The organism is Marinobacter halodurans (assembly GCF_004327985.1).
In the GTDB taxonomy this organism is placed as follows: Bacteria; Pseudomonadota; Gammaproteobacteria; order Pseudomonadales; family Oleiphilaceae; genus Marinobacter_A; species Marinobacter_A halodurans.
In genome coordinates this window covers 31,556-51,750 of record NZ_SJDL01000005.1, presented here as the reverse complement: position 1 = coordinate 51,750, position 20,195 = coordinate 31,556, and the positions used below count along the sequence as shown (strand labels likewise).

Here is a 20,195-nt window from a genome sequence, read left to right as displayed (position 1 = left end):
TCAGTGAATTCAATGCGCGACGCTGCACCACCCGGGCAGCAAGAGTCCGTCCCGTCGCACGTTCGGAAACATCAGCCTTTAAAGGCTGTACACGCCTGGCCAACCACATCGGTCTCGGCCATCAGCAGCACGCCGTCCAGCGGCCCGCGTTCCGATGGCGTCAATTCCGCGTGGGCGGTGGTGACGTAAAGCGTTTTGCGATCCGGACCGCCGAACACGCAGCTGCTGGGGCAGCGCGCGGGCACCTCGACGATCCGGTCGATCTCGCCGTCGGGCCGATAGCGGATCAGGCAGCCTGCGCCCCAGCGGGCGTTCCACAGGCAGCCGTCCTCATCCATGGCCGAGCCGTCCGGATTGCCGTAGCCCTCGGTGGCCGCAAACACACGGCGGTTGCGGGCGGCGCCGGTGTCGGCCTCCCAGTCGTATTGCCAGATCACGCCCTGCAGCGTGTCGGCGAAGTACATGCGGGTTTCATCCGGGCTCCACACCAGGCTGTTGCTGATGCCGACGCCGGATGCCACCTGCCGGACGCTGCCGTCCGTGTCGATGCACCACAGCAGGCCGCTGCTCTGGCGCACCGGGATGTTCTCCCCGTCGGGGCCGATGTTCTGCTGCATGGAGGCCATCCAGAAGCGGCCACGGGGATCCACGCGGGCCTCGTTGGTGCGGTTTTCGGGCGGCTCCGCTGCCGGTTCGGCCACAGCCGTCAGTTGGCCATCCGCGGGATCCAGGTCATAGACCCCACGCCCGGCGGCCACCAGGTAGTGACCATTGGACCGCGGCACGATGGCGCTCACCGTCTCCTCGAAGGACCAGCTGCGCGGCGCGGCGTCGTCCGGCCCATAGGCAAACGCCCGGCGCCCAACGATGTCGACCCAGAGCAGTTCGTTCCGTGCCGCATCCCAGTGGGGGCCTTCGCCCAGCGCGAAGCGCTCATCCAGCAGGGGTTCGAAATTCATGACGCCTCCTGGCCGCCGGGACGGCTGTGGTCGTTGGGTTGCAGGTAGCCCAGTTCCCGGGAGATGTCCCGCGCGACTTCCAGCAGCAGCGACTGCAGGTCCTGCAGACGGGTGGTGCTCATGCGGGACGCCAGCGAGGTCACGCTGATGCCGGCAACCACCTCGCCCCGGAAATTGAAGATGGGCGCCGCCACGCAGCGCACGCCTTCCTCGTGTTCTTCCATGTCCAGCGCACAGCCACGCACCCGGATGTCCGCCAGCGCCTGGCGCAGGGCCCGGGCGTCGGGAATGGTGTGAGCGGTGTGTCGGACAAACTCGGTGTGGGCGATGACGTCTTCCTGCTGTTGTTCGGGCAGGTAGGCGAGGATGGCCTTGCCCACGCCGGTGCAGTACATGGGGCCCCGCTTGCCGATCGCCGAATACAGCCGGATCGTCTTGGGACTTTCCAGCTTGTCGATGTAGATGATCTCGTGACCGTCCACCGCCGCCAGATGGACCGTCTCCCCTGCCTCGTGCAGCAGCCGCTGCATGTGATCCCGCGCCACCTTGGGAATATCCAGCCGCTCCCAGGTCCGCTGGGCCATGCTCAGCAGGCGGTAGCCGGGGGAATAACGCTGATCTTCCCGGTCATAACGGACCAGACCGTGGTCCAGCAGCGTGGTGAGCAGGCGATGGGCGGTGGACTTGGGCAGCCCGAGACGGGCGACCAGATCGGTAAACCGGATGGCTTCCGGGTTGTCGCAGACGGTCTCCAGGACCTGGATCGCCTTATCGATCGACGACATGAATGAGGGACCTCTTTTGTTGTTGTGGCGCTATTGTGTCGCGTTTATACCACTCAGTTCCATATCCGGAAATGACGGTTCCGCAATATGGACCTTCGGCATTGTGCCGGTCAAGGCGTAGCCATTGGCGTCAAATGACCTGAATAAAGCCACCCCGTATTGACACAGAACGGGTCGGAAGATAACACTAAACCATAATTGGAACACAAGTTCCATATATTGGAACTTAAAGGCCTATGCATGCCTTTCTTCTACCCTTAAGGAATATCAAGCCTTCTTGCGCCCAACCGGCTATCCGGCCCCTCCGGATGGCCTTGCCGTCGCTTCGGACAGCCATGGCGGGGCACGACCGCATCACGGGAGAGACCAGAGTGAGTAACAATAACCGCAAGCTCCGCAGCCAGCAGTGGTATGGCAAGCACGACCGCGACGGCTTTATCCACCGCAGCTGGATGAAGAGCCAGGGCCTGCCGGATCACGCCTTCGACGGCCGGCCGATTATCGGCATCTGCAACACATGGTCGGAAATCACCCCCTGCAACGCGCACCTGCGGGACATCGCCGAACACGTCAAGAAAGGCGTCTGGGAGGCCGGCGGCGTGCCGCTGGAATTTCCCGCCATGTCCCTGGGCGAAACCCAGATGCGTCCCACCGCCATGCTGTTCCGCAACCTGCTGAGCATGGACGTGGAGGAATCCATTCGCGCCAACCCGCTGGACGGCGTGGTGCTGCTGGGCGGTTGTGACAAGACCACCCCGGGCCAGGTCATGGGCGCCGCCAGCGTCGACCTGCCCACCACGGTCATCTCCTCCGGCCCCATGCTGAGCGGCAAGTACCGCGGCCAGGACATCGGCTCTGGCACCGACGTGTGGAAGTTCAGCGAGCAGGTCCGCGCCGGCACCATGAGCCTGCCGGAATTCCTCAACGCCGAGGGCTGTATGTCCCGCAGCCCCGGCACCTGCATGACCATGGGCACCGCCTCCACCATGGCGTCCCTCATGGAAGCCATGGGCATGGCCCTGCCCCTGAACGCCTCGATTCCCGCCGTGGACGCCCGCCGCAAAGTGCTGGCTCACCTCACCGGCATGCGCATGGTGGAGATGGTTCACGAAGATCTCACCATCTCCAAGGTCCTCACCCGCAAGGCCTTCGAGAACGCCATCAAGGTGAACGCGGCGATCGGCGGCTCCACCAACGCCGTGGTCCACCTGCTGGCGATTGCGGGCCGGCTGGGTGTGGAGCTGGACCTGGAAGACTTCGACCGCCTCGGTCGCGAGGTGCCATTGCTGGTCAACCTGATGCCGTCCGGTCAGTACCTGATGGAAGACTTCCACTACAACGGCGGCCTGCCCGTCGTGCTCCAGCGCCTGCAGGATCAACTGCACCTGGACGCGCCCAGCATCACCGGCAAGCACATCGGGGAAGCGCTGGATCAGGTGGAATGCTTCAACGACGACGTCATCCGACCGATGGACAACCCGGTCCGCCCGGCCGCCGGCATCGCCGTACTGAAAGGCAACCTGTGCCCGAAAGGCGCCATCATCAAACCGTCTGCCGCCAGCGAAGGCCTGCTCAAGCACCGGGGCCAGGCGGTGGTGTTCGAGACCATCGAGGACTTCAAGGCGCGCATCGACGACCCGAACCTGGAGGTGGACGAAAACTCCATCCTCGTCCTCAAGGGCTGCGGGCCGAAGGGATACCCCGGCATGCCGGAAGTGGGCAACATGCCTTTGCCGCCGAAAGTGCTGGAGAAAGGCGTGACCGACATGGTGCGCCTGTCCGACGCCCGCATGAGCGGCACGGCCTTCGGCACCGTGGTCCTGCACATCTCGCCGGAAGCCAATGAAGGCGGCCCGCTGGCGTTGGTGGAAAACGGCGACTGGATCGAGATGGACGTGGAGGCCCGCAGGCTGCACCTGGACATCTCCGACGAGGAACTGGCCCGCCGCCAGCAGGCCTGGGAGGCGCCCGAATCGCCCCACAAGCGCGGCTACTACCGCCTCTACATCGACCACGTGATGCAGGCGGACGAAGGCGCGGACCTGGACTTCCTCAAGGGCAGCAGCGGTCACGTCGTGACGCGGGAGTCCCACTGATATGGCCGACTACGCCACCTACCCGAGCCTGGCTGGCCGCGTCGCCCTGATCATCGGCGGCGCCACCGGCATCGGCGCCGCCCTGGTGGAAGCCTTTGCCGACCAGGGCGCCAAAGTCGCCTTTCTGGACATCGACGAGAACGCCGGCCACGCATTGAGCGAGACACTGGCCGACCACGCCAGCCAGCCGCTGTTCGTCCCCTGCGACATCCGCGACGTCGAGGCCCTGCGGTTTGCGATCCGCACCGTAGCGGACCAGTTGGGCCCGATCCGTGTGTTGATCAACAACGCCGCCTGGGACGACCGCCACAAGCTGGAAGACGTCTCGCCGGAGTACTGGGACCAGGGCATGGCGGTGAACCTGCGCCCGCACTTTTTCTCCACCCAGGCGGTGCGCGACGCCATGCGCGAAGCCGGTGGCGGCAGCATCATCAACATGAGCTCCAACAGCTATCTGCTGGGCCTGGACGGCTACCCCGGCTACGTCACCGCCAAGGCGGGCATCGTCGGCCTGACCAAGGGACTGGCCCGGGAGCTGGGGCCGGAGAACATCCGCGTCAACGCCGTGCTGCCCGGCTGGGTGATGACCCAGCGCCAGAAGGACCTGTGGCTGACCGATGAGGCCGAGCAGGAACTGATGCAGCAGCAGGCCCTCAAGACCAAGATCGATCCGTCAGACGTCGCTCGCCTGACCCTGTTCCTGGCCGCCGAAGACAGTGCGCTGATCACCGGCCAGAGCCACATCATCGACGGAGGGCGGGTATGACGGCGGCCGATCTCAAGGCCGGTGCCCTGATCGCCGTCGACTGGGGCACCAGTAACTTCCGCGCCACCCTGCTCGCCGCCGACGGCGCCGTTATCGACCGCCTGCAGGCGCCGAAAGGCATCCTGCACGTGGAGCGGGACGGGTTTCCGGCGGTGTTGACCGAACTGCTCTCACCCTGGCTGCCTCACCTGCCGGGCGTGCCGGTGCTGATGGCCGGCATGATCGGCAGTGCCGACGGTCTGGTGGAAGTGCCCTATCTCGCCTGCCCCGCCAGCCTCGACGACATCGCCGACGGCCTGGTGCGGGTGACGCCACTGGGCGAAGCCAACCCGGCTTACATTGTGCCCGGCCTGCGCGGCCAGTCGGTGGCCGACAGCCCGGACGTCATGCGCGGCGAGGAAATCCAGATCCTCGGCGCCCTCGATCCCGACGCCCGCGGCGAGCAAATCCTCTGCCTGCCCGGCACCCACGCCAAGTGGGTTCGCCTGAACGGCCGCACCGTGCAGTCGTTCAGCACCTGCATGACCGGGGACGCCTACTCGGCCCTGCGCCAGCACACCATCCTGCGGCGCTTTGCTGCCGGCGGCGAACACGATGCCAAAGCCTTTCGCCGAGGCCTGGAACGCGTTCGCCGCCCCGGCGGCCTGATGCACCACCTGTTCAGCGCCCGCACCGAGGTGCTACTGGGCGACATGCTCCCGGAAACCGCCAGCGCTTACCTCTCCGGCTTGCTGATCGGCGACGAAGTGCGCGCCATGGTCGAAGCAATACAGCCGCAAAGCGACGTCACCCTGATCGGCGATCCGCGCCTGACAGTACTTTATGCCGAAGCCCTGGAACGCCATGGCCAGAGCAGCCGCAGCATCGACGGCGACCAGGCGGTCACCCACGGCCTCTACCAACTGGCAACCCGCGCCGGGCTGCCCCAATCCAACTGACGGAGTGGTCCATGCCCAGCCAAGCCTTTGAAACCTATCGCGCCGAATTGCCCCTGATCGCCATCCTGCGCGGCATTCAACCGGACGAAGCGGTGCCCCTGGTGGAACAACTGATTGAGGCCGGCTTCCGGCTGATCGAAGTGCCGCTCAACTCGCCCTCGCCGTTCGAGAGCATCGCGAAACTGGCTGAACGCTTTGGCGACCAGGGCCTGATCGGGGCTGGCACCGTCACGAGCGTGGAGGACGTCGAACGGCTCAAGCAGGCCGGCGGCCGCCTGCAGGTGATGCCCCACGGTGACCCTGAAGTGATCCGCGCCGGTGTGGCCGCCGGCATGGACGTGCTGCCCGGCGTAATGACGCCGACCGAAGCCTTTGCCGCTTTGAAAGCCGGGGCCGAAGCGCTAAAGATCTTCCCGGCGGAGCTGGTGGGCGCCCAGGGCATCAAGGCCTTGTTGTCGGTGCTGCCGAAAGGCACGCTGGTGGCGCCAACCGGCGGCGTGACGCCGGAGAACCTGGCGGAGCTGGCTGCGGCCGGTGCCGGTGGATTCGGCCTGGGCTCGGGCCTCTACAAGCCGGGCTTCGATGCCGTCACCCTGCGCGAGCGGGCCGACGCCTACGTCGCCGCCTGGCGACAGATCCAGGGCTGATCGACCATGGCTCACGGCCGCATCACCGAAAGTCGCTTCGGCGATTACCCCACCCGGGTCCTGACCTTGCCGGACGGCGACGCCCGGGCCGAGATCGCTCTGCGTGGCGCCACGCTGCTGAGCCTGACGTTGCCCACCGCGCAAGGGCCGGAGTCCGTACTCGGCGGCTACAACGATCCGGCCGATTTCACGGCCCTGACCGGTGCCCGCTCCGCCATCCTCGCGCCCTACAGCAACCGGCTGGCGGGCGGGCAATACACCTTCGATGGTGTGACCCACGCTTTTGCCAGGCGCGACAACGATGGCAACAGCCTGCACGGGCTGGTCATGGACGCGGCCTGGCACCCGACTCAGGAAACGGCCGATGAGGACCGAGCGGTTCTGGAACTGGCCACAGACCAGCTGCTGGCCGGCGACGCACCGGGCTACCCGTTCCAACTCGCCCTGAAAGCCCGCTTCACCCTCTCTCGGGACGGCCTGCGACTGGACCTGATCGCCACCAATCAGGGCGCCGTTTCCGCACCGGTCGGCCTGGGCTGGCACCCTTACCTGGAAACCCGCGGGCGCGACATTCGCGACGCTCACCTGACCCTGCCCTGTCACCAGGGCGTCGTGACCGATGAGCGGCTGATCCCGCTGCCCGGCGCCGACGGCGTGACGGACCTGACCGGCACCGCTTCGGACTTCAGCGGCGACGGCCGGTCGATCAATAACCAGGCGATCGATCGCTGTTTTGTGGGCGCCCCCCGGGAAGACTGGCTGTACAGCCGCCTGCACGATCCGGCCACTCGTCTGACCCTGGAACTCGCCCAGTCCCATGGCGTGGTGCAAGTCTATACCGGCCACAGCCTGCCTCACCGTCAGTACGACGGCCTGGCCATCGAGCCCAACGAGTTCATGCCCGACGCCTTCAACCGGCCCGAGCTGGCCAACGCCATCCGGCTGGGTCCGGGCCGCGAGCGCACGCTGTCGTCGCATATCCGCATCGTTCCGGACTCAACCTGAACAGGCCGTCATCCCCGATGCCTCCCCAAGGTGGGCCTGTTGAGCTAAGGTATTTGGCATGAAACGCCAATCCCGATTCCGCAAAGCCCTTCAGGAACAGATGGCCAACGCGACCCGTTACGACGACTGGTACGCAGCAGCCGCCGAACTCGACGACATCGACGGCCTGTTGGACTGGCGGGAAGACGACCGGACGCCGATGCTGCACGGCGCGCTGATCCGCGAGCACATGGACGCGCTGAAAAGTCATCGGGAGAACGGGGACACCCGGGCCCTGACGCGGGTGCTGCAGGAAAGCCTGTACCGGCACCTGGGGGAACTGTCCAACCCGGACCTGTATGCCGTCGCCCGCACCGGCACCAAACGCCTGGTCACCGAATTCCTGTGGGAAGTGGAGCGGGGCATGCAGTACGTGTGCGACAACCCACTGCCGGGCGTCACCGACTCCGAGAAGCTGCAACTGTTCCGCGACGCCGAGCGGGTCTTTGGCAACACGGCGCTGATGCTCAGCGGCGGGGCGGCCTTCGGCATCTACCATTTCGGCGTGACCCGGGCCCTCTGGTCGCAGGACCTGCTGCCGCCGGTGATCGCCGGCTCCAGCATGGGCGCCATCCTGGCGGCAGCGATCTGCACCCGGGACCGTTCCGAACTGGCCACCTTCTTCAGCCACCCCGAACAGGTCAACCGGGATGCTCTCCACTGGCTGCGACCCGACCGCATCTGGAACGAGCGCCATGCCATGGATCCCGAACGGCTGCTGGCCCACATTCGCGCCAACGTCGGCCGCTATAGCTTCCGCGAAGCCTTCCGGCACAGCGGCCGTACGCTGAACATCTCCGTCTCGCCGACCCGAACCCGGCAGAAGCCCCGATTGCTCAACGAGCTGGCCTCGCCGGAAGTGATGGTGGATTCCGCCGTGCTGGCCTCCTGCGCGGTGCCGGGCATCTACCCGCCGGTCACCCTGCGCGGGCGCGATAAACAGGCGGCGGACGGCGAAACCGACTACATGCCCACCGAAACCTGGATCGACGGCAGCGTCCACGGCGATCTGCCCATGATGCGTATGGCCCGCCTGCACAACGTGAACAAGACCATCGTCAGCCAGGCCAACCCACACGTGCTGCCGTTCATCAGCCATCGACACAACCGCGGCGTCCCGGCCTCCATGCGCCAGGCCGCGGGCACGCTGGTGCACGCCCAGGTGGCCTCCGTACTGGAAATGACCCGGAACGTCGGCTCACCGTCGATGATCCGCCCCTACATCGAACAGGCCCACGCCCTGGCCACCCAGTCCTACCTGGGGGACATCAACATCCAGTTCCCGTTCAAACCCTGGCTGTATCGCAAGGTACTCTCCAATCCCAGCGAAAAAGACCTGGCGATGTACATTCAACTGGGGGAGCAGGCCACCTGGCCGCAGATGGCCATGGTGCGGGATCAGACGGTAGTGAGTCGGGCATTCCGGGATTGTATTGCGCGGCTGAAGCAGCGGGCGGGGGCTGAGCGGAGGCGTGTGACCGACTGACGCTAAAACCAGCGCCCGCAGCTCAGCAAAAAAGCTTTCCTCCACCGTTCCCCGTCTAAAACAAGCTTATGACAAGCGCCATATAACAAAACTCAACGGTGGTTCTTTCATTTCACGGGTTCATACCCTGCCTATGCATCGATATCTCAAACGCCTTTCCCGCTGAGTTTGCGGTACGCAGTAAAACTTCATCTCCATTGACAGACATAATGCGATATTGCTGTGTCGTCCCATCTGCCAGGTAATTCTCAGGTTTCGTGAAATTCCCGCGTATCCTTCGAGGAATCTTCTGCGCAGGTATCGTTTCTCTATCTGTCGTGACGCTGGTGAGTGAAGTTTTCAAAGACCCCAGAGTCATGTAAAGGTTATCTGACTCCGATGACCACGTTCCCGCACCACTCAGCTCGTAGGTGGCCTTCAGGTCAGTGCCGTCGTTTCCGATAACGAACGTTTGCTCACCAGTGACGTTATACTTCCCATTTCTAAAAAGAGTGGATATCGAGTCGACCTCATTCCTTCCCATCGAAGTCGGATAACTATATTTGGAAGACCATGTTCCAACCAGACGATTGTCCACAGGGTTAGGCGCCAGTGGATCATTCAGGTAACCCCAAACCGTTACTATGCCAGCAACGATGCCAACAATTGCCCCCACGGTGCTCAAAAGCTTCAAAGAAACTCCTTTTTACTTTTCCTGTGGAGCTCATTCAGGTCTTGCATTTCCTATCAAGACCTGAGTCATTAATACGACGAAGACAGAACTCTATACCCGCACCGCATCCACCATTAAAAGAACATCACATATTTCCAAGCATTCGTTTGAGCGAGTCTTTACTTATAAAGTCTGAGTCTATTTTCACCAACTTACCGCTCCCACCAATAATAAAAGCAAATATTTTATTATGGTCTTTCGAGTATTTTATTTCATAACCCTTTGTTGACCAGTTCGCTACATCTTTCCCTTCAACAAAAACCTGGCGCATTATATCCAAACTTTCTTTATTACAGGCCTCATCCACAGAGTCGGAAAACACACCGCGAAAGAATACAGCTGCAGGGCAGCCATAATCCAAGGAGGAATCGTTTGTCATGTCAGAAAAAGCAATAAAATTTTGCCCTTTAACATCACCATACCGAACTATCAGAATGTTTTGCTCGCCGCCAGCATCACCCATCGCTGAGATGTTACCAGGCAAAGAAAAGGTCAGATCTGAATATACGAGCTTTATTCGTGGCTGCGCGCACGCAGACAAAGAAAGAAAGAAAACGAACAACAGCGTCACCAACCGCAGCATATTAAATTCCTTTTAGTGCCATGACGATCTTTGCCTTGTATGTTGCGATTATTTGAACCTTGCAAACATAATAAATAGACGTATCGCCAGAACTGATCCTTTTCCCTATTTTGGCAAGCTGCTTAACGATGTACGAAATGCCGGGTCTGACTCCACTCGGTCTAGGCACAAGATCCATAGAAGCAGAGCAACTTTGCGCTTCTTCAAGTGCTTTGTATGCAACTTGCGCAACCCGGTTGTTCACGGAATGAGGAGACGCAGTACCTTCTCCCCAGAAATAGTTGATAAGAGACGATATATATTCCCTGTCGTAAATATCCATGGCGATCTCCATTTAGCCATTTTCACGTCAATACTAGCTCCATGCCAGGCAAGAAAACCTACCAGAAAGCGTCTTCTCCAACCAGGCATGCTTATGGCGATTACGGTTGCGCAGTCTCCTGGCTCCCGGGGTAGATAAACCGCTCCTCGGCTTTATCGACCACCTGATCCATAATGCCGGTACCGGCCCCAAAATATCGGCCTTCAATATCGTATGGGTCGACCAATCCCCTGGCGTACTTGCCGCCGGGCTGGTAATCCGCCATGAATGATCGCAGATCCACAACGTCGGCAAAGTTCGATTGATTCACGTCGAAACGGCCGATGCTGCGACTGAGCCCGTTCGGCCCGCGGCCCAGATCAATCATCTCGATAACCGCGTCCGCGACGGACTGCGCCGAAAACTCAACGCCGGCACGTTTGAGTGAATCCGTTATCCTGTCGCGCTCACCGTCCGTCAGTGGATCGGAATCCTCCAGAACAGTCAGCTCACCATCCTGAATCGAGAATCCCCAGTCCTTCCTTTTGAGCGTGGGGGACAGGCTTTCAACACCGGATCGGTAGCCAAGCTCAACTCATTCTCCGTACTTCCGGGTAAAAAGCACACCATTGAACGTATGAGTGCAGCATTTGCACAGAGGCTCTAATGTATTTTCATCTATATCTGGGTTAACAACCCGTAAAATCCCGTCCCCATCGACGTAGAGGCCGCTGAAGTATGAACTTTCACCAATGCGGATCAACTCGTTGGCGGATTCATAGTCTTTGGCTACAAGCCAATAGATGGGCTCTTCCTTGTCTAATCGCGAAACAGCTTCACTATGAATCTCATTCCAAGGGTATCCCACTTTGGACAATAAGAACTTGAATAGTGGAGTGTAATCGAGCCCGCGCTGAATGCCTTTTCGCATCCCAACGCCAGATTCGCGGTTTCGCGAGTTCTTATAATCACCCCCGTGAAGATGATGAACACCGCGCGCTTTGGTGTTTACCTTCCGGTACAAAGGCTTCTTATTGTTGGGTCTCATTCTTCAATCTTCATTCATGCATAACGCTTTGATCAGCGGCGCACTTCAGTGCGTACGGTAGAGGGCTAAAGGCCCGGAACGAACTGCATCAACTGGTTATGCCTTCTTGATCGTATAGCCACTTTGGATAGCTTCCCTAACAGCTTTTTTAATGGCCTCCTGAGTCACCTCGCTTTCGACCAACTGAAGAAGCTCGCTTTTAATCACATTGATCCCCCAGACATACTGCTCTGCCTCACTCATGGCAAGAAATTCATCCGGGGTAAAAACGTCTCCCAAACTGTGGCACCCTATACCATCGCTGGCCCAATACTCCTTTTCTCTCGGATCTTTAGGACCGAATATAATGTTCAGCTTTTTGAGATCGGCTATCCAAGTTTTTTTGGGAAGATAAGACAAAAAGGACTCCTCCACCTTGCCTAAAACCGCGTTGATCTCCCTAAGCTTATATTTTTGGGGATCATGGCGACCAAAGTAATTCAAAAAGCTAATAGAGATATCCCTGAAATACATATTTCATCCAACACGAGTATAACGAGGCTGTAGGAAAACCCTCGCCCCTTTTTAAGATGGCGCTCCTACGTATAATCTGGGTGTATTTCGATGTTGAGTGCCCCAGATTTTAAGAATAGGCGCTATTTTTAGTTTGTTTCTTGACCAATTTCGGGTCAAAAAAGTCTTCTGACCTTTTTCTACAGCCTCAACGCCAGCAGCAGGGGCGCGACGTCAGGAGCGTCCCTTGCCTGCATTTGTTAGATTCAATCATTCGTGACCTTCCTCACGAACTTACGAATAAGGTGCTTATCGTTTACATCAGCAAAGAGCCGCTTTATTGCTTCATCATCAGGCTCGGAAAACTTTAGGAATTTTTTGCCGTAGACGCCATACTGACAATCCTTTTGTTTGTTCTCAAGATCTCTTAGTATTAAACGCACTTTCTCGCATGCTTCAATATATCTGAGTGCAATCCTAGGCAAGTCGCGGGTCTTTATGTTAGATATAATATACCTGTGTATCACGCGATTTCTTAACTTATACAACGAATTCAGCTCTTTGTGGTCATCGTCTTTAATGACATTATATTTAAGAGCGTCATCATATATTTTTCGCTCCATCAAGCCTCGTTCATCTTCTGCTTGGAAAAGATATTTTATCGGGACCTCGTCCGTCTGATTCTCCAGTTGGATGGCGATGACGATGCTCAATCTTAGAAATGCATCAATCTGATTGGCAGAAACGGCAATCACTTCCACAAATGAATCTGATTCTATCGCATTATCCAGAAGGTCGTACGATGCTGCCAATGCTCCTTGGAATCGATCAAACTTTTCCATGTCAGAGGCGAGTTTTCGGTCTCCGGGAGGGACAATAACCACCGATTTTAAAATTTTATCAACTAAGCGAAGTTCATCATTTATTTGTTCATCGTTATCAAGGCTTGCATCATGGATATATTTACCGATTAAAGCCTTATCTGCTGAAGCCCCATAAAACATGTGAACACAGAACTCTGAATCATCCATCCTGGAAGGTCGCCATCTAAGCTCTGGCACACCCATTGGATACTCATCTGCAAGTTTAGGTGCTATTTCCTCTAGTGGGTAACAGCTAATCTGAAAACACCCTTTAGCGCTTTCATAGGGCTGAAAGCTGTATGGGGACTTTTCCTCTTCGCCTTCCACAACAGGGTTGAGGTATTGCCACTCTGTTGGAATTTGAATCAGGAATATCCCGTTGGGCTCTGTCCAATGCTTCATCCAGCATTCCTGCGAAAAATCTAACGCGGAGCTTTGCGGCAATTTTGGAGCCGCGCAGCGGTGGAAAAATTGTCCGACAACAGCGGCTGGTTATGCTTTTCCCTTCAACCTGTCTATCTCCGAGTTCGCCATTCGCATGATTTGCTCTTCGGTTGCGTGTCCTGCCGTTGTGACCAGGTGCATCAAGCTATCCGAAATACCATTATGAATCGATCTCGCCATTTCACTGAAAACTAGTAATTTTTTGGCAAATTCGTCCCGGCCATGATCGGTGTACAAATCCTGTCCGTTCTCCCTCATCGAATTGTGAACAATCCATTTTCTTAACGAGTTGAATTCCTTGAGATCGGAAAGCATTGAGCTTTGGACGCGCTCGGTTCGCTCAAGTAATCCAATAAGCTGGCCTAACGTTTTCCGACCGATTTGCTTCTGGTTCATCTCTGCATTTTCTCTTGTGATGCCATCGCAACCAAAGTGAATGCAGACGATAATGTAGAACTTACAGAGAGCATCTTCGACATATTGCAGTTGCCAGATTGCCTCACCTGTAGCTCTGTAGAAAAAGCCTAGCTCCTCAGAGTTAATCTCTCTTCTCATTTCCGATCTCTACTTCCGCATAACGCTGAGCGAAGCGGCGGCCCGTCAGGGACGTCCGCCTTACGCGACTTGTTAAGTGGTCATAGCACCGAGTAGGACCAGGGCTCCCAGCAAACCAAACATTGCCGCCGTTGATGAACATAGCAAACTGATGACAGACCACCTTAGATCCACCCCTTTGGCCAGATTTCTTATGGCAATGTAGGAAACCGGAATTGCCACAATACAAGCCAAACCGATCAATAGAATTGAAAGATAGGGATTGCCCGAAAAAACTGAAAGCACAGCTATGACGGGGAACATTCCTGCAAAATAGGCCAACCAATTTTTCATTCAATTTAGACACTTAACAGTGATTAGACCGCGTTCCGTAATATTGAATATACGAGAATTCTTCATAATATCGCCCTTCCACATATCAGGACGCGATCAGTTTTCCATTTCAAACAGCAGCTTAGCCCGCGAGTGGCGACCTTGCCATGCAATCGTTTGGATTCTTCTTTTTGTGATTTCAATATAACGGTATAGGTACAGCACAACAGGCTGGGTGAATACAGCACCGGATTCGCCATCCCTGCAATCCCGTAGTCACTCAAACCACCCTCACCAACTCCCCTTTCTCCCAACCCAACCTTCCAACCTCAGCCACCTGCCGCCGCATCCCCGGCACGGGCCGGATCATAAACAGGTCCCCATTGCGCCCCAGCAGGGATTTGGGCACGCCGCAGTCCCGCGCCAGGCTGGCGTGGACGTCCATGTGTTCGGCTTCGCCGTGGACGGGGATGGCGACTTCGGGCTGCACCCACTGGTACATGGCGCGCAGTTCGTCCTGGGCCGGGTGGCCGGAGGCGTGGATGGGGAGGTCGGCGGCTTCGGCGGTGATGACTTCGACGCCCTGCTCTTTGAGGCTGGCGATCAGGGCGTCGATGGCCTCTTCGTTGCCGGGAATCGCGCGGGCGCTGAAGATGACGCGGTCTCCGGGTTCCAGCTCCACGTCGGGGTGGGTGCCCATGGCCATGCGGCGCAGGGCGGTGCGGGGTTCGCCCTGGCTGCCGGTGGCGACGGCCAGCACTTCCTCCCGGGGCAGGTAGCCCAGGTGGGCGGGGTTGATGAGGTGGTCGTCGGCGTTCCAGACGCCCGCGGCCTTGGCGGCGCCGCTCATGTTGATCAGCGAGCGGCCCAGCAGGCCCATGTAGCGGCCGGTGGCGCGGGCGACGTTGGCGAGGGTGTGCAGGCGGGCGATGTTGCTGCCGAAGCACGCGACGATGACGCGGCCCGGCGCGTCCTGTGTGGCGGCCAGCAGGCCTTTTTCCAGCACGGATTCGGAGGTGGAGTGGCCGGCCACGGTGGCGTTGGTGGAGTCGCAGACCATGGCGGCCACGCCTTCGTCCGCCAGCGCCTGGAAGGTGCCCGGCGCGTAGCCGTGGCCCACCAGCGGCTCGTCGTCCAGCTTCCAGTCGCCACTGTGGAAGATGTTGCCCGCCGGGGTGCGGATCATCAGGGCGTTGGGATCGGGAATGGAATGGGTCAGGGCCAGCCATTCCACCTGGAACGGGCCGATGCTGCGGCGCTCTTCCATGTCCATCACGTGGATGGGCACCCGGTGCAGCAAGTCGAATTCCGCCAGCTTGCGGCGCAGGATCTCGGCGGTGAAGCGGCTGGTGTAGACGGGGCACTGCAACAGCGGCCACAGGTAGGGCACCGCGCCCACGTGGTCCTCGTGGGCGTGGGTGATGATCAGGCCCGCGAGCCGGTCCCGGCGGTCGGCGATGAAGGCGGGATCGGCCATCTGCACCGGCGGTTCGCCGCGCTGGTGCACCGTGCCGTCCGCCACCACCCGCCCCGGCCGGGGAAAGGTCACCCCGCAATCCACCATCAGCCACTGGCCGTCGTGGCCGTAGAGGTTGAGGTTCATGCCAATTTCGCCGGTGCCGCCAAGCGGCAGGAACCAGAGGTCGTTGTGGTCGGGCGTCATAGCATCCTTGCGGTGGTTGAGGGTGAGCGGAGGGCACAGACCCGCAGTGTAACGCAGATTCCGCGTAAGGCCGCCGTATCGACTGGCCGGTCAGGGCGGGTTGCGTTACTATCGTTGCTTTGGTCCCGGGCTGCTCGTAGCGCTGCAAATAGCTGACTTTGTTAACTTTATCAGCCTGTATCCGCGCGTTTGGCGACCGCCGTTCCGATCTGCACGGCGGAAGAGCCCGTAATACACCAGGACGAATCCCGACCGGCTTCCGGGTTCCTGGTCCGGTGATCGCCGATCGCCCCAACCCACCTTCAACAGACGCATTCCCATGACCCAGGCCGCAGTGACTTCCCGTTCGTCGTCCGCCCTGCTCACGCTGACCGGCATCCTGTTTGTGGCGCTCAACCTGCGCCCGGCCCTGACCAGCGTGTCGCCGGTGCTGAAGCGCATCGGTGAAACCCTGGCGCTGGGTTCGTTTGGCCAGGGGGTCCTGACCACGCTGCCGGTACTGTTCCTGGGGCTGTGTGCGCCGCTGGCGCCCCAGTTGGCCCGGCGCATCGGGGTGGATCGGGCCGTGCTGGTGGCCACGGCGGTGCTGGGGGCGGTGCTGGTGCTCCGGCCCTACAGCGGCACTGTGGGCCTGTTCGCCGGTACGCTGATCGCCGGTGGCTGCATCGGGGTGATGGGCGTTCTGCTGCCGGGCGTGGTGAAGCGGGACTTCCCGTCGTCTGCCAGCGTCCTGACCGGGCTCTACACGGCAGTGCTCTGCCTGGGCGCGTCGGCGGCTGCAGGAACGACCGAGCCCATGCGCCTGGCGTTCGGCGGCGATTGGCAGGCGGCGCTGGCAATCTGGACGATCCCGGCCTGGGTGGCGGTGGTGTTCTGGTGGTTGCAGTTGGACGGCAAGCATATTCCCAGACGCCCGACGAAACCGGCCCGCTCGCTGTTCCGGGATCCGCTGGCCTGGCAGGTGACGCTCTATATGGGCCTGCAATCGTCGCTGTCCTATTCGGTGTTTGGCTGGCTGCCGACGATCCTGCAGGACCGCGGGATGCCCGCCGTGGACGCCGGGATCGGCCTGTCGGTCTCGATCATGATCCAGATCGGCTCCGCCATCGCCGCGCCCTGGATCAGCAGTCGTATGCGGGACCAGCGGGCAATGATCGCGCTGGCCGTGCTCTTGACCGGGGCCGGGCTGATGGGGTGCGTCTACGCGCCGATCGGCGGCATCTGGTTCTGGGTCGTCATCCTTGGCGCAGGTCAAGGCGGGACGTTCAGTATGGCGCTGACCCTGCTGGCCGTGCGCGCCCGGGATCACGAGACCGCCGCACGCCTGTCCGGCATGGCCCAGGGCGTCGGCTACACCGTGGCGGCCTTCGGTCCGCTGGGTCTAGGGCTACTGCACGGGATATTCCACGACTGGCAGGTGGCCGGGGTGTTCCTTGCGGTGATCGCCTGCGCCGTGCTCGGGTTTGGTCTGGCGGCGGGCCGTCCGCTTTATGTGGGCGAAGCGCGCTGAAGTCCCGGGATTGCGTCCCCCAGGTATGACGGCCGGCGCCTCCGGCAGGTCAACTCAGTAGCGCTGGTCGACTTCCCCTTCCGAAGCCGCCAGGGTGCCCGGGTCGATCAGATGGGTGGGAATCCGGATGGTCTGAGGCGGCTCGCCGGGATGGGCCATTCGCGCCAGGCTTCGGGCCACGGCCAGTTTGGCCATGCGGGCCGGAGACTGGGCGGCCGTGGCGGCAAGGTTAGGCTGGTGCTCGCGCATCGCGCGTATGAATGCGGGCGATCCGTCGACGGAGACGATCTGGATGTCGTCGCGACCACTCAGTTCGGCCGCCTGGGCCGCACCCAGGGCGGACGGGTCGTTGATCGCGAAGATCCCCTGCACAGCGGGCTGCTGGCTGAGCAGGAAGGTGCCCGCTTCCAGACCGCCGCCAAAGGTTCCGCCGCCGTTGTATTGATCGCCCACCAGATGGATGTCCGGGTAGTTGTTCAACACGGACCGGCAGCCGGCCACCCGTTCGGTGACGGACGACACCTGGGCGCCGTTGACGACGGCCACCTCGCCCCGGTGATTCAACCGGTCAACCAGGTACTGGCAAGCGATCTCGCCGGCCTGGACGTTGTCCGTCGTCACGGTGATATCCGCGCCCCGGGCATCGATGTCGATGGCGGCCACCACGATGCCGGCCTTTTGGGCCAGCCGGATGTCCGGCTCGATGGCCTCGCTGTCGGCCGCGGTCAGCAGGATGATGGCCACCCGGTCATCGATGAACTGTCGGATCTGCCGGCGCTGGCGCTTCAGGTCATAGGCACTGGACACCACGGTCATCGCCACCGGCCGGCCGGACTGGGCCTCAGCCTCTGCCTGAATGGCCTCGGCCAGGCTGTAGAAGAAGGCATTGCCCAGGTCCGCCACGCTGACACCGATGCGCAGCCGGTCGTCGGCCGCGGCGGTCAGCGTGATCATCAGGCCCAGCATGCCAATGGCCAGCAGTCGTTTCATGGCGATCCCGTCATCGTCAGTGATCCGACCTCCACGTCGGAATCCTTGGGGCGGTGTTCAGGCCGCCGCGTCGCCGTCGACGGCACCGGTCATGATCGCCACCGCATCCGACATGGAATGCGTATCCGGCCGGATCACGGCGGCGCGTCTGCCCAGACGGTGCACATGGATGCGGTCGGCCACCTCGAACACATGAGGCATGTTATGGCTGATCAGCACCACGGGCAATCCGCGATCGCGCACATCCTTGATCAGATTGAGCACACGCCGGGATTCCTTGACGCCGAGAGCCGCGGTCGGCTCGTCCAGGACAACCACTTTACTGCCAAAGGCGGCTGAGCGCGCCACGGCCACGCCCTGGCGCTGACCGCCGGACAGGGTTTCCACGGCCTGGGTGATGTTCTGGATGGTGAGCAGCCCCAGGTCACTGAGCTGCTGGGTCGCGCGGCGGCGCATCTCGGCCTTGTCGAGCATGCGGAACACCGAGCCCAGGATGCCGGGCTTGCGCAGCTCGCGCCCCAGGAAGAGGTTGTCGGCGATGCCCAGCGACGGCGCTACGGCCAGCGTCTGGTAGACGGTTTCGATGCCTGCCTCGCGCGCCTCCATGGGATTGCGGAAGCTGATGGGCCGGCCGTTCATGCGGATCTCGCCGGCATCCGGCACCACAGCGCCGGACAGCGCCTTGATCAGCGAGGATTTACCGGCGCCGTTGTCGCCGATCACGGCCAGGACCTCGCCCGGGTACAGGTCAAAATCGGCCGAGTCCAGGGCGGTGACCCGGCCATAACGCTTGATCAGGCCCCTTGCGGACAGTACGGGTGTTGTCTCGTCGGTCATGCGGAAACCCTCCGGATCCACTGGTCAATGGCGACGGCCACGATGATCAGCAGGCCGACGGTGAATTGCTGCCAGAGCACATCCACACCGGCCAGCGCCAGCCCGTTGCGGAAGATGCCGACGATGAGCGCCCCGATCAGGGTGCCGAAAATGGACCCCCGGCCGCCAAACAGCGACGTCCCGCCGATCACCACGGCGGTGATGCTGTCCAGGTTCGACATGAAGCCCACCTGCGGACTGACCGAGCCGATACGGCCGATCATCAGCCAGGCGGCGAGACCGCAGATCAGGCCCGCCAGTACGTAGATCGATTGCAGCACGCGCCGGGTGCGGATGCCGGCCAGTTCGGCGGCGTCCTTGTCGTCGCCGGTGGCGTAGACATGGCGGCCCCAGGCGGTCCAGTTCAGGGCGAACCAGATCAGGCCGAACAACCCCAGCATCAACAGGGAGCCGTAGGTCAGCCGGGCGCCGAAGACATCGATGGCGTGCCCGGTCCATTGCAGCAGCGGCGCGGCGCTCTCGATATCCTGGGAGCGAATGGTCTCACTCTTGGAATACCAGAGGTTCAGCGCAAAGAAGATGTTCCACGTGCCCAGCGTCACGATGAACGGCGGCAGTTTGACCCGGGTCACCAGGGACCCGTTGATCGCGCCGCACAGGGCCCCGGCGCCGAGGCCCAGCAGCAGGGCGCCGAACGGCGGCAGGCCGAAGTCGACCGCCATGCGGCCCATGACGACGGTGCACAGCACCATGATGGCGCCCACGCTGAGGTCGATGCCCATGGTCAGGATAATCAGGGTCTGGGCCACCCCCAGGGTGCCGATGATGGTGACCTGTTGCAGCACCAGCGAGAGGTTGAACGGACTCAGGAAACGATCGCCGACGATCAACGTAAAGGCGGCGATGGCGGCCAACAGGACGATCGCCGGTGCCGCCGTCGGGTTGGCATGGAAGAAGCGGTGCAGGCGTTGCCAGGCGGACAGTGACTCAACGGTATTGCGCTCGGCCAGTGTACCGCTGACGGACTCCGCGATGCGCTCATGGTCGGCGGCCACGGCGGGAGTGGATTTGGATGCGGTCATAACACGGCTCCGGAAAATAGCCTTGTCGGGTTTCGATTGAAGCCGGGATGTGGCCTGGGGCGGAGGGGCCCGACGGGCTCCC

The 20,195-nt window shown here is 60.9% G+C and carries 22 protein-coding genes; 7 read left to right on the top strand and 15 right to left on the bottom strand.

What is annotated here, in order from left to right; all coding sequences use genetic code 11:
• Positions 1-71 precede the first annotated feature (71 nt).
• Together EZI54_RS04480 and EZI54_RS04475 are read right to left on the bottom strand one after the other, a co-directional pair.
• Entirely contained in the window at positions 72-959 is an 888-nt protein-coding gene (locus EZI54_RS04480) for an SMP-30/gluconolactonase/LRE family protein (protein ID WP_131479477.1), read from the bottom strand.
• Positions 956-1,744, bottom strand: coding sequence for an IclR family transcriptional regulator (locus tag EZI54_RS04475; RefSeq protein WP_131479475.1), 789 nt, complete (start codon positions 1,742-1,744; stop codon positions 956-958). Before EZI54_RS04475 ends, EZI54_RS04480 begins: the two co-directional genes overlap by 4 nt.
• 371 nt (positions 1,745-2,115) lie before the next feature.
• Between EZI54_RS04475 and araD the strand changes: the two genes are divergently transcribed.
• Genes araD through EZI54_RS04445 form a run of 6 tightly spaced genes read left to right on the top strand, consistent with a single transcriptional unit; the run spans position 2,116 to position 8,721 of the window.
• Positions 2,116-3,840: an L-arabinonate dehydratase gene (gene araD, locus EZI54_RS04470; RefSeq protein ID WP_207389144.1), complete on the top strand. Its 1,725-nt coding sequence runs from the start codon at positions 2,116-2,118 to the stop codon at positions 3,838-3,840.
• Between the two features lies 1 nt (position 3,841).
• A complete protein-coding gene (locus EZI54_RS04465) occupies positions 3,842-4,606 on the top strand; it encodes an SDR family NAD(P)-dependent oxidoreductase (RefSeq protein ID WP_131479471.1) in 765 nt (254 codons plus the stop codon).
• Positions 4,603-5,544 carry a 2-dehydro-3-deoxygalactonokinase gene (locus EZI54_RS04460; RefSeq protein ID WP_131479469.1) on the top strand — a complete coding sequence of 314 codons (942 nt, stop codon included), beginning with the start codon at positions 4,603-4,605 and terminating at the stop codon, positions 5,542-5,544. The genes EZI54_RS04465 and EZI54_RS04460 overlap by 4 nt, the downstream gene beginning before the upstream one ends.
• 11 nt (positions 5,545-5,555) lie before the next feature.
• The gene (locus EZI54_RS04455) at positions 5,556-6,191 is read left to right on the top strand and encodes a 2-dehydro-3-deoxy-6-phosphogalactonate aldolase (RefSeq protein WP_131479467.1); all 636 of its coding nucleotides are present in this window, start codon (positions 5,556-5,558) and stop codon (positions 6,189-6,191) included.
• 6 nt (positions 6,192-6,197) lie between these two features.
• On the top strand, positions 6,198-7,196 hold the full coding sequence (locus tag EZI54_RS04450; protein WP_131479465.1) for an aldose 1-epimerase: 999 nt from the start codon (positions 6,198-6,200) through the stop codon (positions 7,194-7,196).
• Positions 7,197-7,254: 58 nt separating this feature from the next.
• Positions 7,255-8,721, top strand: a complete 1,467-nt coding sequence (locus EZI54_RS04445) for a patatin-like phospholipase family protein (RefSeq protein WP_131479463.1) — start codon at positions 7,255-7,257, stop codon at positions 8,719-8,721.
• Positions 8,722-8,833: 112 nt separating this feature from the next.
• Here the strand turns inward: EZI54_RS04445 and EZI54_RS04440 are convergent, their stop codons facing one another.
• From EZI54_RS04440 to EZI54_RS04395, 10 genes are all read right to left on the bottom strand, one after another.
• Positions 8,834-9,394: a hypothetical protein gene (locus EZI54_RS04440; RefSeq protein WP_131479461.1), complete on the bottom strand. Its 561-nt coding sequence runs from the start codon at positions 9,392-9,394 to the stop codon at positions 8,834-8,836.
• A gap of 124 nt (positions 9,395-9,518) precedes the next feature.
• Positions 9,519-10,016, bottom strand: a complete 498-nt coding sequence (locus EZI54_RS04435; RefSeq protein WP_131479459.1) for a hypothetical protein — start codon at positions 10,014-10,016, stop codon at positions 9,519-9,521.
• Position 10,017: 1 nt separating this feature from the next.
• Positions 10,018-10,338, bottom strand: coding sequence for a hypothetical protein (locus EZI54_RS04430; RefSeq protein WP_131479457.1), 321 nt, complete (start codon positions 10,336-10,338; stop codon positions 10,018-10,020).
• A gap of 100 nt (positions 10,339-10,438) precedes the next feature.
• Positions 10,439-10,705, bottom strand: coding sequence for a hypothetical protein (locus tag EZI54_RS24810; RefSeq protein WP_207389143.1), 267 nt, complete (start codon positions 10,703-10,705; stop codon positions 10,439-10,441).
• A gap of 207 nt (positions 10,706-10,912) precedes the next feature.
• A complete protein-coding gene (locus tag EZI54_RS04420; protein WP_131479455.1) occupies positions 10,913-11,365 on the bottom strand; it encodes a hypothetical protein in 453 nt (150 codons plus the stop codon).
• A 96-nt stretch (positions 11,366-11,461) separates the two neighbouring features.
• Complete coding sequence (locus EZI54_RS04415; protein WP_131479453.1) at positions 11,462-11,878, bottom strand: hypothetical protein; 417 nt, start codon at positions 11,876-11,878, stop codon at positions 11,462-11,464.
• 245 nt (positions 11,879-12,123) lie between these two features.
• The gene (locus tag EZI54_RS04410) at positions 12,124-13,122 is read right to left on the bottom strand and encodes a hypothetical protein (protein ID WP_131479451.1); all 999 of its coding nucleotides are present in this window, start codon (positions 13,120-13,122) and stop codon (positions 12,124-12,126) included.
• Positions 13,123-13,212: 90 nt separating this feature from the next.
• On the bottom strand, positions 13,213-13,719 hold the full coding sequence (locus EZI54_RS04405; protein WP_131479449.1) for a hypothetical protein: 507 nt from the start codon (positions 13,717-13,719) through the stop codon (positions 13,213-13,215).
• A gap of 72 nt (positions 13,720-13,791) precedes the next feature.
• Positions 13,792-14,052: a hypothetical protein gene (locus EZI54_RS04400; RefSeq protein WP_131479447.1), complete on the bottom strand. Its 261-nt coding sequence runs from the start codon at positions 14,050-14,052 to the stop codon at positions 13,792-13,794.
• 259 nt (positions 14,053-14,311) lie between these two features.
• A complete protein-coding gene (locus tag EZI54_RS04395) occupies positions 14,312-15,694 on the bottom strand; it encodes a ribonuclease J (RefSeq protein ID WP_131479445.1) in 1,383 nt (460 codons plus the stop codon).
• 319 nt (positions 15,695-16,013) lie between these two features.
• Between EZI54_RS04395 and EZI54_RS04390 the strand changes: the two genes are divergently transcribed.
• Entirely contained in the window at positions 16,014-17,204 is a 1,191-nt protein-coding gene (locus tag EZI54_RS04390) for a CynX/NimT family MFS transporter (RefSeq protein ID WP_131479443.1), read from the top strand.
• Positions 17,205-17,258: 54 nt separating this feature from the next.
• On the opposite strand, the gene EZI54_RS04385 is transcribed toward EZI54_RS04390, so the two are convergent.
• The 3 genes from EZI54_RS04385 to EZI54_RS04375 are packed head-to-tail and all read right to left on the bottom strand — an operon-like array spanning position 17,259 to position 20,113.
• The gene (locus tag EZI54_RS04385) at positions 17,259-18,194 is read right to left on the bottom strand and encodes a substrate-binding domain-containing protein (RefSeq protein WP_131479441.1); all 936 of its coding nucleotides are present in this window, start codon (positions 18,192-18,194) and stop codon (positions 17,259-17,261) included.
• Between the two features lie 57 nt (positions 18,195-18,251).
• A complete protein-coding gene (locus tag EZI54_RS04380) occupies positions 18,252-19,031 on the bottom strand; it encodes an ATP-binding cassette domain-containing protein (protein WP_131479439.1) in 780 nt (259 codons plus the stop codon).
• Positions 19,028-20,113 (bottom strand): ABC transporter permease, encoded by a 1,086-nt coding sequence (locus EZI54_RS04375; RefSeq protein WP_131479437.1) that lies wholly within the window; start codon positions 20,111-20,113, stop codon positions 19,028-19,030. The genes EZI54_RS04380 and EZI54_RS04375 overlap by 4 nt, the downstream gene beginning before the upstream one ends.
• Positions 20,114-20,195: the final 82 nt, after the last annotated feature.